Here is a 12,679-nt window from a genome sequence, read left to right on the forward strand (position 1 = left end):
CCGGGCCGGGAACGGCCGCCGCGTTCAGGCTGCGGGCCGCGCCAGGGCATCCTCGATCGCGGCGATGACCTCGGGTGCGTCCGGTTCCACCGTGGGAGCGAAGCGCGCGACGACGTCGCCCTCGCGGTTCACGAGGAACTTCTCGAAGTTCCACTTCACGAGCCCGGGCAGGACGCCGTTCCTGAACTGCGTCAGCTGCTCGTAGAGCGGATGCTGGTCCTTGCCGCGGACGTCTCCCTTGGACATGAGCGGGAAGGTCACACCGAAGGTGGTGGAGCAGAACTCGGCGATCTCGCCGTCGCTTCCCGGTTCCTGTCCCAGGAACTGGTTGCACGGCATCCCGAGGACCACGAGGCCCTCCTCGGCATACCTGCCGTAGAGCTTCTCGAGGCCCGCGTACTGGGGCGTGAACCCGCACTTCGATGCCACGTTCACCACCAGGACGGGACGGCCGCGGAAGTCGCCGAAGGACCTCCGGCTGCCGTCGTTCATGGTGAGGTCGATCCCGTACAGGCTGGGCGAGGACATGGTTGCTCCTTTGGAAATGGTTGCGCTCCTGCTTCGTGCTGCGTGGCTGCCCGGATGGCTCGGCGTCCGGGAGCGGACAGGAGCAAACGGGCCCGCGGATGCGTTGGAAGGAACGGCGGCCACGAAGGCCGTGCACCGGCCGCTCGGGCACATCCCGGGTCGGCCGCGAAGGTCACCAACAGGATAGGTCGTCGCATGGGATTGATCGACACGTGGAAGACGCAGCTCCGGACGACGTTCACGGACGGCGATCCCACCATCCCGCAGTGGCAGTTCGAGTTCGAGAAGGGCGACGACCTCGGCTACTTCCCGATCGGCTCGGCGGTGTGGACGGTCCACAGCTCGATCACGCCGACCGTCGCGGGCATCCGCGCCCTGCTGCTCCAGGCGCTGCATCCGGGAGCCATGGCGGGCGTTCACGCGCACTCGAGCTTCCGCGAGGAGCCACTCGGACGACTGGCGAACACCATCCGCTGGATCTTCACCGTCACGTACGGCTCGAAGACCGCCGCCCAGGAAGGCTCCGCGTTCGTGCAGCGGCTCCACACCAGGGTCAACGGCACGTACATCGACAGCCGGGGCGCCGAGCGGCCCTACTCGGCGGCGGATCCGGACCTGATCCGCTGGGTGCACCTGGCGTTCACGGACGCCTTCGTCGCTGCCCATGCAGCCTATGGCGGCCCCATTCCGGGTGGAGCCGACCAGTACGTCGCCGAGTGGGCTGCTGCCGGGGAGCTGATGGGGCTCGAGGACCCGCCGCGGTCCGAAGCCGAGCTGAAGGCGCAGCTCGCAGCGTTCGACGGCGAACTCACCGACAGCGACCAGGTGCAGGAGGCGCTGACCTACATCCGCCGTCCCCCGCTGCCGAGGTCCCAGCGCCTCGGCTACCGGGTGCTGTTCGCCGGGGCGGTGGCCACCCTCGAGCCGAGGCACCGCGAGATGCTCGGGCTCCGGACGCCGTCCCTCGGCCCGGTCCCCCTGCCCATCCGGACGGCGGTGCGGCTCGTCCTGGGAGTCATCCGGCTCGGGCTCGGGCCCCAGGGGCCCGCGGAGACCGCCGCGAAGAACCGCATCCGCCGCCTCACCGGGGCGGCCGACCCCTCGACGGCTTAAACAGCAGGACCCCGGCCGGTGGGCCGGGGTCCTGCTGTTCGAGCTACAAGGCGGAGGATGGGGGATTTGAACCCCCGAGGGCGTGAACCCAACACGCGTTCCAGGCGTGCGCCATAGGCCGCTAGGCGAATCCTCCTCATTTGGAGCAGATACCAGAATACCCATACAAGCGGATCCTGCCGAATCGTGCCCTCCCGACCGGAGCCGGCGCTTTCGCCGGACACCTTGGTGAGGCCGCAGCCCTCCCCCATACTCGGAGCATGATCGAGCAGCACTGTGGCGGGTAGCAGCTCCTCATCCGCCGCGCTCGCCGCGGCCGATGTGGGGCCGGAACGACCGGAGTTCGCCTACCCCGCGGTCCTGTCCGCCGCGGTCGCCCTCGCCGTCGTCCTCGCGCTGACCAGCGGAAGGTACGGCTACCACCGCGACGAACTGTACTTCCGCATGCTCGATCCCGCCTGGGGCTATGTGGATCAGCCGCCCCTGACTCCCCTGCTGGTGCAGGCGATCAGCGCCATCGCGGACCAGGCATGGGCGATCCGCATCCCGGCCGTCGTCGCAGCGGCAGGGTCCGTGCCTGTCATCGCACTCATCACCCGCGAGCTCGGCGGGGACCGCTATGCCCAGGCACTCGCGGCCTGGGCCTACGCGACGGCATCCACGCCGCTGCTGCTGGGCCACGTCATGCTCACCGCTTCCCTGGATCTCCTGGTCTGGCCGGCGGTCGGCCTGTTCGTGATGCGTGCGCTGCTGCGGAACCAGGACCGGTGGTGGTACGCGGCAGGCGCGGTTGTCGGCCTGAGCATGTTCAACAAGCTGCTGATCGCCGGACTCCTGGTGTCGTTCACCGTGGGCGTTCTCATCCTGGGTCCACGCAGGGTCCTGTGGTCACGGGCAGTCCTTGCATCCGCCGGGCTGGCCCTGCTGGTCGGTGCTCCCAATCTGCTGTACCAGGCCATGCACGGCTGGCCGCAGGTCGGGATGGGTGCGGCCCTGTCCGGGAACAACGCCGGGGAGGTCCGCGTGACCATGTGGCTGTTCCTCCTGGTGCTCCTCGGGCCGCCGCAGGTGCCGGTATGGATCGCCGGGTGGCTGTCCCTCGCCCGCCGCCCGTCGTGGCGCCCCGTCCGATTCCTGGCCGCCGCTTTCCCTGTGCTCCTCCTGCTGTCCTTCGCCGCCGGGTCCCAGATCTACTATCCGTTCGGCCTGCTGGCCATCCTCTTCGCTGCCGGGTGCGTCCCGGCGGCGGCGTTCCTGGCGAAGCGCACCGCATGGCGCCGCGTGATGATGCTCGGTCTCGTTGCCAGCGCGGCGATCTCTGCGGTGATCGCCCTGCCCGTCCTCCCCGAGCGGGCCCTCGGGGGCAGCCCCGTACCGGACATCAATCAGCTGTCCGGGGACCAGGTCGGCTGGCCCCGCTACGTGGAGCAGATCTCGGAGGTCCACAGGGCGGAGAAACCGGGAACCGTCATCATCACGAGCAACTACGGTGAAGCGGGGGCCGTGGCACGGTACGGCCCGGACCTCGGTCTGCCGCAGCCGTACAGCGGGCACAACGAGCTCTACTTCGTTGCGCAGCCACCCGAGGGATCGACGACGGCCGTCATCGTGGGCGGGCAGGCGGAGCGGGTCTCCCGCCTGTTCAGGGACTGTCGGCTCGCCGGCACCCTCGACAATGGCGTGGACGTGGACAATGAGGAGCAGGGCCAGCCGATCCTGGTGTGCACTGGCCCTCTCGACCCCTGGCATGAGACCTGGCCCGCGTTTCAGCACTTCGATTGAGAGCCTGTAGACTATTTCCCGGCCCCTCATGTGGTGTCATCCTGTGAACTCCCCCAGGACCGGAAGGTAGCAAGGGTAAGCGGGCTCTGGCAGGTGCATGGGGGGTCTTCACTTTAAGGGCGAGTCAGCGGGAGGTCGGACGGTGGCAGTTCAGGGCGCCGGACGCTTCGCTCCCAGCCCCTCCGGGCAGCTGCACCTCGGCAACCTCCGCACCGCCGTCCTCGCCTGGCTGTTCGCCCGGTCCACGGGCCGGCGCTTCCTGATCCGGATCGAGGACCTGGACCGCGTCCGCGCCGGTGCCGAAGGCGAGCAGCTGGCGGAACTGGCCGCACTCGGGATCGCCTCCGACTCCCCCGTCATTCGCCAGAGCGAGCAGTCCGGACGCTACGAGCAGGCGCTCGGCCGGCTGCTCGACCACGGACTGGTCTACGAGTGCTTCTGCACGCGCCGGGATGTCAGCGACGCCGCGAGCGCGCCTCACGGCCGGCCCGGCTTCTACCCCGGCACGTGCCGGGAACTCAGCGAGGGCGAGCGGGCACGACGGCGCCTGGAGCGCCGGCCGGCGCTGCGCCTGAGGTCCGCCGTGGACAGCTGGAGCGTGGAGGACCTGCTGGCCGGGCCGTTCACCGCTCCGGTCGACGACTTCGTCCTGCGCAGGAACGACGGCGTGATCGCCTACAACCTCGCGGTGGTGCTCGACGACGCCGCCCAGGGCATCGACCAGGTGGTGAGGGGGGCCGACCTGCTCGATTCCGCCCCCCGGCAGGCCTACCTCGCCACGCTGCTCGGACTTCCCGTCCCCGCGTATGCCCACGTGCCCCTCGCCGTGACGGCCGAGGGGCGCCGCTTGGCAAAACGGAACGGCGCTGTGACACTGGAGGACCTCGCCGAGCTGGGCCGGACACCGGCCGAGGTGCTGGACGTCATCCTGGCCTCCCTCGGGCTTCCCGGCGGCCCGCTCGGGTCCGCCCTCACGGCCTTCGACCCCGCCGGGCTGCCGCGGAAACCCTGGATCGTGGACCCAGCGGCCCTGTTCTCCACCTCCGCCGTCCCGGCATGCAAACCGTCAGCGCCAACCGATAAGGTTTTTCCGTGAGTACAGCCCTCTACCGCCGCTACCGTCCCGAGACCTTCGCGGACGTCATCGGTCAGGAGCATGTCACCGAACCCCTGATGGCGGCCATCGACAAGGACCGCATCAACCACGCGTACCTGTTCTCCGGGCCGCGCGGCTGTGGCAAGACCACCTCCGCCCGCATCCTCGCCCGCTGCCTCAACTGCGCGCAGGGCCCCACGTCCACTCCCTGCGGCACGTGCGACAGCTGCGTGGAACTGGCACGCAACGGATCCGGCAGCCTCGACGTCATCGAGATCGACGCCGCCAGCCACGGCGGCGTGGACGACGCGCGGGATCTCCGTGAGCGTGCGACCTTCGCGCCGGTCCGCGACCGCTTCAAGATCTTCATCATCGACGAGGCCCACATGGTCACGTCCGCGGGCTTCAACGCGCTCCTGAAGATCGTGGAGGAGCCGCCGGAGCACATCCTCTTCATCTTCGCGACCACCGAGCCGGACAAGGTCATCGGCACCATCCGCTCGCGCACGCACCACTACCCCTTCCGGCTCGTTCCGCCGGAACCGCTGATGGCGTACCTCGAACTGCTGTGCCACCAGGAGAACGTGCCGGTGGCACCGGGCGTGCTCTCGCTCGTGATCCGGGCCGGCGGCGGCTCCGTCCGAGATTCGCTCTCCGTGCTGGACCAGCTGATGGCCGGCGCCGGCGAGAACGGACTCGACTACGAGCTCGCGGTCTCACTCCTCGGCTACACGCATGCCACCCTCCTCGACGACGTCGTCGACTCCGTGGCCGCGGGTGATGCAGCAACCGTCTTCAATGCCGTGGACCGCGTGATCCAGACCGGCCACGACCCCCGCCGCTTCGTCGAGGACCTCCTCGAACGGTTCCGGGACCTGATCGTCATCAATGCCGTCCCCGAAGGCGCGGCGTCGATCCTTCGCGGTGTCCCGGACGATCAGCTCAACCGCATGCGCACCCAGGCGAACCAGCTCGGTGCCGGTGAGCTGTCCCGGGCGGCCGACGTCACCAACTCGGCGCTGACCGAGATGACCGGGGCGACGTCCCCGCGCCTGCACCTCGAACTGCTGTGTGCCCGGCTCCTGCTTCCGGCGGCCGACGCTACTGCACGCGGTACCCTCGCGCGGGTGGACCGCATCGAGCGCCGCCTCGAATATGCCGCCGGCACACCTGCGGTCGAGGCGGACGAAGCGCCCAGGCCGCCGGCACGTCCGAGGCTCCACGGCGTTCCCCGGACCGCTGAGGAAGCCGCCGCCCGCTGGTCCCTCCCCTCTGCGGACACGGCTGCTCCCGCGGTTCCTGCAACGGCACAGGGTGCTGCCCCCGGCACGCACTCGCCCGCCGTCCCTGCTGCAGCGCGGGTCGAGCGACCGGCCGGAACCCCCAGCGCCGATTCGTCTCCTGATTGGGGCGGCAGCTGGGGGGTGTCCAACACGTCGGCATTCTCCGACGCGGCCGACGGGCAGTCGAAGAGTCCGGCAGCGGCCGGTCCGGCGCCTGCCGCCGGTCAGCCCAGCGCGGATGCCGCCACGACCACAGCCCAGGATTCGCCCGCTGCCGGCCCGCAGGTGAACCCGCAGGGGGAAGCCGTCGACAACCGCCCGGCACAGGTCGGCTTGGCGGACGCTCCCCCGGCCGCAACCGGTGAATCGGCGCCATCTTCCCGCCAGGCAGGACAGCCCGCCGCCTCTCCCGGGCAGCAGGCAGGCGCGGCCCGCGGGCAGGAGCCCGCCGCCGCGAGGAACCAGGCCGGGGCCCCTGCCGAGGCCACGCGGAGCGGGGCACAGTGGTCGACACCGTCGCAGCACGGGTCACCCCAGGAGGGTCAGCCACCGGTCCGCCCGGTGCAGGACGGACCGGCGCAGCACGGCCCGGGCCAGGGCGCCCCGATGCAGCCCGGCCAGGTTCAGCCCGGGCAGGGCGGTCCGGCCCAGGATGTGCCGGCCCAGGGTATGCCGGAGCAGTCCCGGCAGGCTGCCCCCCGACCCGAATCGGGTCACCAGGGACAGCCCGCCGCGTCCGGTGGCAACGTCGAGATGGTGCGCCGTGCGTGGCCCGAGATCATGGACGAGGTCGCGCGGATCAAGCGCGCCACCTGGTTGATCGTCAACGTCGCCGCGAAGCCCCGTTCCTTCGAGGGCAACCAGCTGGTCCTCGCCTTCGCTAACCAGGGCAACGCCATCGGGTTCCAGCGTGGGCCCCACATGGACAACGTGAAGCAGGCCATCCACAAGGTACTCGGCCTCACCTGTTCCATCGAGGCAGTCCACGACGCCGGCGGGTCGGGTGAGTCGGGCCCAAAAGTACCGGCCGGCCAGCCGGCCACGGGGAGTAACCCGGGCCCGGTTTCCCCCGCGCCATCCGCTGATCCGCACGGGGCCCGGCAGGCGTCGCCGGGGACGGCTCAGGCTCCCGTCGGCGGAGTGCTTGGTGGGCACTCCGGTCCGGTCGCCGAGGCGAGTCCGCAGGTCGAGGGGAGGAATGCCCCCGGCGCGGGAAGTAGCCCCGCGCCCGCCCCTCGTGCGGGCGAGGACAGGAGCGCCTCGTCCGTCGTGAGCGCGCCCGGCACGGCCGAGTCCGGCAGTGCCGCGAGCCCACCCGGTGCATCCCCGGTGCCGGCGTCGGCCACTCCGCCCCGTTCGCCTGGGACGCCCGACACCGCCCGTACCCCCGGCGCGCCCAGCACCTCTGGTGCTGCCGGCTCGCCGGCGTCGGCCACTCCGCCCGGCGCGCCCGGTTCGGCTGACCCTGCCCCTGGTTCGCCCGCCTCGTCGACGGCCGCCTCGCCCGGGCCCTCCCACACCGCCGGCCGGGCGGCCGGGCAGCCTGTGCAGACCGACCCGCAGCCGGACCGGGGAACCGCCGGCAGCGGCTCGGGGAAGACCCGCTGGGACGCTCCGACCGCCGTCACCCCTCGGGGTGCGGCGCGCGCGTCAGCGCAGGCCGAGCCGTCGGTGTCCGAGGCCGTCAGCGCATGGGACCCGTCCATGTCCGACGACTCCTGGGCCCTCGTCGAGCCGCCCGAGGAAGCTTTCGATCCCGGCCCGGGCTGGGGCTCCGTCCCCGAGGATCCCTTCGAGCGCAGAGCACCAGCACCGGTACCGGCACCGCACGGCAGCCAGGCAGGACGACCGGGCAGCGCCCCGGTGCCGACCTCGATGCGCGCCTCGGAGGAGACCCGCCAGGCAGACAGCGATGCGTCGCGGAAACCCGGACCGGTCGCCGCCGCCTCGCCACCGGAGGGCGCCGGAGCACCGCGCCCGGCGATCGTCCGGCCCACCGGACCGCCGGATACCGAACCGGCGCCCTCCCGCTCCGTGGTGTGGAGTCCGGCAGTGCAGTCAGGGGCGGGCAGCACCGCCGCCACGACGAAGCCGTCACCGGCGTCCTCACCGCCGGGTCCGATGACGGCCGGTGGGGCAGTCGGCATGGCCACCAGAGGACAGGGTTCCGTCGCGCGGCCATCCGGCGTTCGCCAGGGGACCGCCGACACCGAGGAGCGCCCGGCTTCCGCGGAGCACGTTCGGCAGAAACCGGTCAGCCGTTACCAGCAGCTGCTCGATGAGGCCGAACGTAAGCGGGCCGAGGAGGCCGCCGCCGCGAGGGGTACCGTCGACCTCCGCTTCGTCGAGGACGAGCCCAGTGCGGACGACGAGACCATCGAGGAATCCGGGCTGGTGGGCCGCACCGCCATCGAACGCATCCTCAACGGACGCCTCGTCGAGGAACGCAGCGTCGATGGCCAGTAGGGGCCGCGGGTAGGAGCCCCACCGGCAACGCTGAGGGCGTAACCCTGGTGCTGCCCGGTGGGGCCCGCGCCGCCGGGCAGGGCGGACAATGGAAGAGGCTTCCCGGGCACTGCCGCGGAGGGAGCACACAGCAGGTTCCCGCGACGAGCTCGTCGGGACCGTCATGAGCAGCAGATAAGGAATCACCGTGTACGAAGGCGCAGTGCAGGAGCTGATCGACGAGCTCGGACGCCTGCCCGGGGTAGGCCCGAAGTCGGCCCAACGCCTCGCGTTCCACATCCTCGAGGCCGACGGCGAGGACATGTCGCGCCTCGTCACGGCCATTACCACCGTCAAGGAACGCGTGAAGTTCTGCACCGTCTGCGGCAACGTCGCCGAGCAGGAGCAGTGCGCCATCTGCCGCGACCCGCGCCGCGACCCGACCATGATCTGCGTGGTCGAGGAATCCAAGGACGTGATCGCCGTCGAGCGTACGCGGTCCTTCCGCGGGAGGTACCACGTCCTCGGAGGCGCGATCAATCCGATCGCGGGCATAGGCCCGGACCAGCTGCGCATCCGCGAACTGCTGTCCCGACTCTCGGACGAGCAGATCCAGGAGATCATCATCGCCACCGACCCCAACCTGGAGGGCGAAGCGACGGCGACCTACCTGGTGCGCATGCTCAAGACCATCGGCATACCCGTGACCCGGCTCGCTTCGGGCCTTCCGGTGGGCGGCGACCTCGAGTACGCCGACGAGGTGACCCTCGGACGCGCGTTCGAGGGCCGCCGCGCCATGTCCTGATCCTCAGGCGATGCGCGTCCCCTGCGCGAGGCGCCTCGCCGGCATCGTCAGCCTGCGGCGCCCGATCAGCAGGAGCACGCCCGCCAGGACCAGCTGGACCCCGAGGCCCAGCGGCCAGATCGGGGTCTCCTGCGGGAGCGGCCGCAGGGCCTGCGCGTACTCCTCGCACGTCTGGTCGACGTCGGGCCCGGCCTGCGCGGCCCGCACTCCCTGGCTGATCGTCTCCATGATGCCCGGTGAGTAGTGGGGCCCGCTGGGCTCGTACGCGCGGAGTTCGGCGGTCGTCGCCGGTTCCGGAAGATCCTCGACGCTGTACGGAACGGCGTCGGCGACCACCACGAACGGATTGGCGGCGAGCATCCACGCGATGTATTCCGTACGCGGGATCATGCTCTGGCTCGTCTGCGTGATGCACTCCATCTCGGCTCCCTCCTCGGGAACGCCCCTGCTGTCGAAGCTGTCCTCCGGGTAGGTGTAGTACGACGTCGTCGTGGTCCGCTCCTCCATCACCAGGGTGGTGCTCAGCCCGAAGACGATCAGGGTGCCGACCGCCAGCAGCGCCACCAGCATGTAGGTGCTGACGATCGAGAAGAGCGGCCGGCCCGCGAGTGCGGAGACGCCGACGCCGAGGGCGCAGACGACGCCCAGTTCGACGGCCAGCATCAGGAGGGAGACCAGCGCCTCCTGCGCGTTCACTCCGCCGAGGGCCAGCGCCCAGAAGATGAAGGGGCTGCTGAGGACGAGGAACGCGAGCGATCCCACCCAGGATGCGAGCCATTTGCCCAGCAGCAGCTGGCCCGGCGTCAGGAGAGTCACCTGCAGGATGGCGAGCGTGCCGCCGGCGCGGTCGCCGTTGATGGCGTTGGCGGACAATCCGGGCGCCACGAGCAGGCCGAAGAACAGCACGAAGCCGACGATCAGGTCGAAGAGGATGCCACCCTCGTTGTCGGTGGCCCCGATCACTCCGGTGGCGAGGACGAAGATGGCGCCGATCACCACGAACCAGACGCCGAGCATCCAGTACCAGGCCCTGCCGCGCAGCCTCTGCTTCATCTCGAGGCCGAAGACGGTGCGGACGGCGGACCAGAAGGGCAGTTTCGTGGCGGTCCGGACGGGATGCGGAGTCGAGGGTTCTGTCGCGGTGCTCATAGTCGGTCCGTATCCAGGCTCATGTAGGTCTCTTCGAGCGCGCCTCCGGCGGGCGCGAACGCGGTGATGACGACGTCGTCCAGCACCAGGGTGCGCAGCAGCCAGGAGGCTTCCGCGGTGCTGCCGAGCTGGACGATGAACTCCTCGCGGCGGGAGTCCCCCCTCGTCTCGAACCGGACTCCGTAGCTCTGCAGGGCGCCGGCCAGCGCCGACATCGGTTCTGCCTGGACGTAGTAGCGCCGCGCCTGGCTGCCCGCCTCGTCCAGCGTCTGGCTCTTGACCGACTGCCCGCGGCTGACGAAGACGGCGCGGTCCGCGATCTCGTCGAGCTCGGACAGGACGTGGCTCGATACGACGACGGTCTTACCCTGGGCGGCCAGGGACCGCAGGAGGGCCCTCAGCTCCACACGGGATCCCGGGTCGAGACCGGAGGCCGGTTCGTCCAGGAGCAGCACCTGCGGGTCGTGGATCAGGGCGCGGGCCAGGCTCAGCCGCTGCTGCTGTCCGCGCGAGAGGACGCGCGCCGGCTGCCCGCCGAATTCCGTGAGGTTCACGGCGACCAGCAACTCGTCGGCACGCCGGGCACTGTCCGCGGCGCTCATCCCGTAGAGGGCGCCGAGGGTCTTGAGCACTTCGAGCGCGGTCAGGGACTCCCACACGCCGAGGGTGTCGGGCATCCACCCGACCCGGCTCCGCACCTCGGCGGCCTGCGTGACGGGATCGAACCCCGCCACGCGCACGGTGCCGAGATCGGGAGCCAGGAGGCTCGCCAGGATCAGGAGCAGGGTTGTCTTGCCGGAGCCGTTGGGACCGATCAGAGCGGTCACTTCCCCGGGCGGAGCCACGAAATCGATGTCGCGGATCGCCTGCACGGAACCAAAGCTCCGCGCAACTCCCTCGACAACGATTCCCCCAAATTCGTTGGTCATGGTCTGAGGGTATGCGACGCCGGGGCGTCCGGACCGGAAGAGGCCACGAGGATCTCCGCCCGCGCGCCTGTTCTTATTCGGACCCAGACTTTGGGCAGGCAATTACCCCGCCGCTACACTGGCACGGGCGTCGGATCCCGATTCGCGTTCCCGAGGCGCCAGTGCTGCCGCCCCTCAGAGATACAGCCGGCGCGGCAGGGTCATACCGCCGTCGTCCTTCACCAGTGAGCGAGTGCATGAGCCTCATAGTCCAGAAATTCGGCGGGTCCTCGGTGTCCGACGCCGAGGGTATCAAGCGTGTAGCGCAGCGCGTGGTGGACACCCAGGCCGCGGGCCATCAGGTGGTCGTGGTCGTCTCCGCGATGGGTGACAGCACCGACGAGCTCCTCGACCTCGCAGCCCAGGTGAGTCCGGCGTCGTCGGACGCCCGCGAGATGGACATGCTGCTGAGCGCCGGTGAGCGCATCTCGATGGCGCTGCTGGCCATGGCGATCCACGCCATCGGAGCATCCGCCCAGTCCTTCACCGGCAGCCAGGCCGGCATGATCACCGATGCCATCCACGGCAAGGCACGCATCATCGACGTCTCGCCCCACCGCATCCGCACGGCCATCGAGAAGGGCGACATCGCGATCGTCGCCGGGTTCCAGGGCATGAGCCGTGACAGCAACGACATCACGACCCTCGGCCGCGGCGGGTCCGACACCACCGCCGTCGCGCTCGCGGCAGCGCTCGACGCCGACGTCTGCGAGATCTACACCGACGTCGACGGCGTCTACACGGCCGATCCCCGCGTGGTCCCGTCGGCGCAGAAGATCGACACCATCTCGAGCGAGGAGATGCTCGAGATGGCCGCGTCCGGCGCCAAGATCCTGCACCTGCGCTGCGTGGAGTACGCGCGGCGCTTCGGTGTCCCCCTCCACGTCCGCTCCTCCTTCAGCCACAACGAGGGGACCTGGGTACTGCCCAGCCCCGACGACCAGATCAAGATTCAAGAGGGAGAACCCTTGGAACAGCCCATCATCTCCGGTGTCGCCCACGACCGCTCGGAAGCGAAGGTCACGGTGGTCGGCGTGCCCGACATCCCCGGCAAGGCGGCCGAGATCTTCGGGATCGTCGCCGGTGCGAACACGAACATCGACATGATCGTGCAGAACGTGTCGACGCACGGCTCGGGCCGCACCGACATCTCCTTCACCCTGCCGATCGTCGACGGCGCCGAGGCCCTCGCCGCCCTCGGCGAGGCCCAGGACCGCGTGGGCTTCGAGACGGTCGACTACAACGAGAAGATCGGCAAGCTCTCCCTGATCGGCGCCGGCATGCGCTCCAATCCCGGGGTCTCCTACCGCTTCTTCCGGGCGCTCTCCGACGCCGGCGTGAACATCGACATGATCTCGACGTCGGAGATCCGCATCTCCGTGGTGACCGGCGCCCAGCTGCTCGACACCGCTGTCCGTGCCGTGCACGCCGCCTTCGAGCTCGACGGCGACACCACCGCTACCGTCTACGCCGGAACCGGACGCTAGCAGCACACGAAGAAGGCCGGTGG

9 protein-coding genes, 1 tRNA gene and 1 other RNA gene are annotated in these 12,679 nt (G+C 70.3%); 7 read left to right on the forward strand and 4 right to left on the reverse strand.

The features are described from left to right. Positions 1 to 24: 24 nt before the first annotated feature. Positions 25 to 528: a glutathione peroxidase gene (locus ACIQCY_RS12640; protein WP_400484241.1), complete on the reverse strand. Its 504-nt coding sequence runs from the start codon at positions 526 to 528 to the stop codon at positions 25 to 27. 195 nt (positions 529 to 723) lie between these two features. Between ACIQCY_RS12640 and ACIQCY_RS12645 the strand changes: the two genes are divergently transcribed. Further along, the gene (locus ACIQCY_RS12645; protein ID WP_400484242.1) at positions 724 to 1,641 is read left to right on the forward strand and encodes an oxygenase MpaB family protein; all 918 of its coding nucleotides are present in this window, start codon (positions 724 to 726) and stop codon (positions 1,639 to 1,641) included. 51 nt (positions 1,642 to 1,692) lie between these two features. Here the strand turns inward: ACIQCY_RS12645 and ACIQCY_RS12650 are convergent. After that, positions 1,693 to 1,777, reverse strand: a tRNA-Ser gene (locus ACIQCY_RS12650). A 140-nt stretch (positions 1,778 to 1,917) separates the two neighbouring features. Between ACIQCY_RS12650 and ACIQCY_RS12655 the strand changes: the two genes are divergently transcribed. The 5 genes from ACIQCY_RS12655 to recR all read left to right on the forward strand — a co-directional run bounded on the left by ACIQCY_RS12655 (position 1,918) and on the right by recR (position 9,052). Further along, the gene (locus ACIQCY_RS12655; protein ID WP_400484243.1) at positions 1,918 to 3,423 is read left to right on the forward strand and encodes a glycosyltransferase family 39 protein; all 1,506 of its coding nucleotides are present in this window, start codon (positions 1,918 to 1,920) and stop codon (positions 3,421 to 3,423) included. 17 nt (positions 3,424 to 3,440) lie between these two features. Continuing rightward, an RNA gene (ffs, locus tag ACIQCY_RS12660) (signal recognition particle sRNA small type) lies at positions 3,441 to 3,536 on the forward strand. Positions 3,537 to 3,565: 29 nt separating this feature from the next. Then, positions 3,566 to 4,519: a tRNA glutamyl-Q(34) synthetase GluQRS gene (gluQRS, locus tag ACIQCY_RS12665; RefSeq protein ID WP_400484244.1), complete on the forward strand. Its 954-nt coding sequence runs from the start codon at positions 3,566 to 3,568 to the stop codon at positions 4,517 to 4,519. Further along, the gene (locus ACIQCY_RS12670) at positions 4,516 to 8,268 is read left to right on the forward strand and encodes a DNA polymerase III subunit gamma and tau (RefSeq protein WP_400484245.1); all 3,753 of its coding nucleotides are present in this window, start codon (positions 4,516 to 4,518) and stop codon (positions 8,266 to 8,268) included. The genes gluQRS and ACIQCY_RS12670 overlap by 4 nt, the downstream gene beginning before the upstream one ends. A gap of 187 nt (positions 8,269 to 8,455) precedes the next feature. Further along, positions 8,456 to 9,052 (forward strand): recombination mediator RecR, encoded by a 597-nt coding sequence (gene recR, locus ACIQCY_RS12675; RefSeq protein WP_400484246.1) that lies wholly within the window; start codon positions 8,456 to 8,458, stop codon positions 9,050 to 9,052. A gap of 3 nt (positions 9,053 to 9,055) precedes the next feature. Here recR and ACIQCY_RS12680 read toward each other — a convergent pair whose 3' ends face one another. Both ACIQCY_RS12680 and ACIQCY_RS12685 read right to left on the reverse strand, forming a co-directional pair. Further along, positions 9,056 to 10,201: an ABC transporter permease gene (locus tag ACIQCY_RS12680; RefSeq protein ID WP_400484247.1), complete on the reverse strand. Its 1,146-nt coding sequence runs from the start codon at positions 10,199 to 10,201 to the stop codon at positions 9,056 to 9,058. Further along, positions 10,198 to 11,130, reverse strand: coding sequence for an ABC transporter ATP-binding protein (locus tag ACIQCY_RS12685; protein ID WP_400484248.1), 933 nt, complete (start codon positions 11,128 to 11,130; stop codon positions 10,198 to 10,200). The genes ACIQCY_RS12680 and ACIQCY_RS12685 overlap by 4 nt, the downstream gene beginning before the upstream one ends. A 236-nt stretch (positions 11,131 to 11,366) precedes the next feature. On the opposite strand from ACIQCY_RS12685, the gene ACIQCY_RS12690 reads away from it, so the two are divergent. Further along, entirely contained in the window at positions 11,367 to 12,656 is a 1,290-nt protein-coding gene (locus ACIQCY_RS12690) for an aspartate kinase (RefSeq protein ID WP_400484249.1), read from the forward strand. Positions 12,657 to 12,679 lie beyond the last annotated feature (23 nt).

Source organism: Arthrobacter sp. NPDC092385, from assembly GCF_044755105.1.
In the GTDB taxonomy this organism is placed as follows: Bacteria; Actinomycetota; Actinomycetes; order Actinomycetales; family Micrococcaceae; genus Arthrobacter_D.

Excerpts from the sequence above, each read along its gene's own strand:
- ACIQCY_RS12640 (WP_400484241.1), bottom strand. The coding sequence starts at position 528 with ATGTCCTCGCCCAGCCTGTACGGGATCGACCTCACCATGAACGACGGC.
- ACIQCY_RS12645 (WP_400484242.1), top strand. The coding sequence starts at position 724 with ATGGGATTGATCGACACGTGGAAGACGCAGCTCCGGACGACGTTCACG.
- ACIQCY_RS12680 (WP_400484247.1), bottom strand. The coding sequence starts at position 10,201 with ATGAGCACCGCGACAGAACCCTCGACTCCGCATCCCGTCCGGACCGCC.
- ACIQCY_RS12685 (WP_400484248.1), bottom strand. The coding sequence starts at position 11,130 with ATGACCAACGAATTTGGGGGAATCGTTGTCGAGGGAGTTGCGCGGAGC.
- ACIQCY_RS12690 (WP_400484249.1), top strand. The coding sequence starts at position 11,367 with ATGAGCCTCATAGTCCAGAAATTCGGCGGGTCCTCGGTGTCCGACGCC.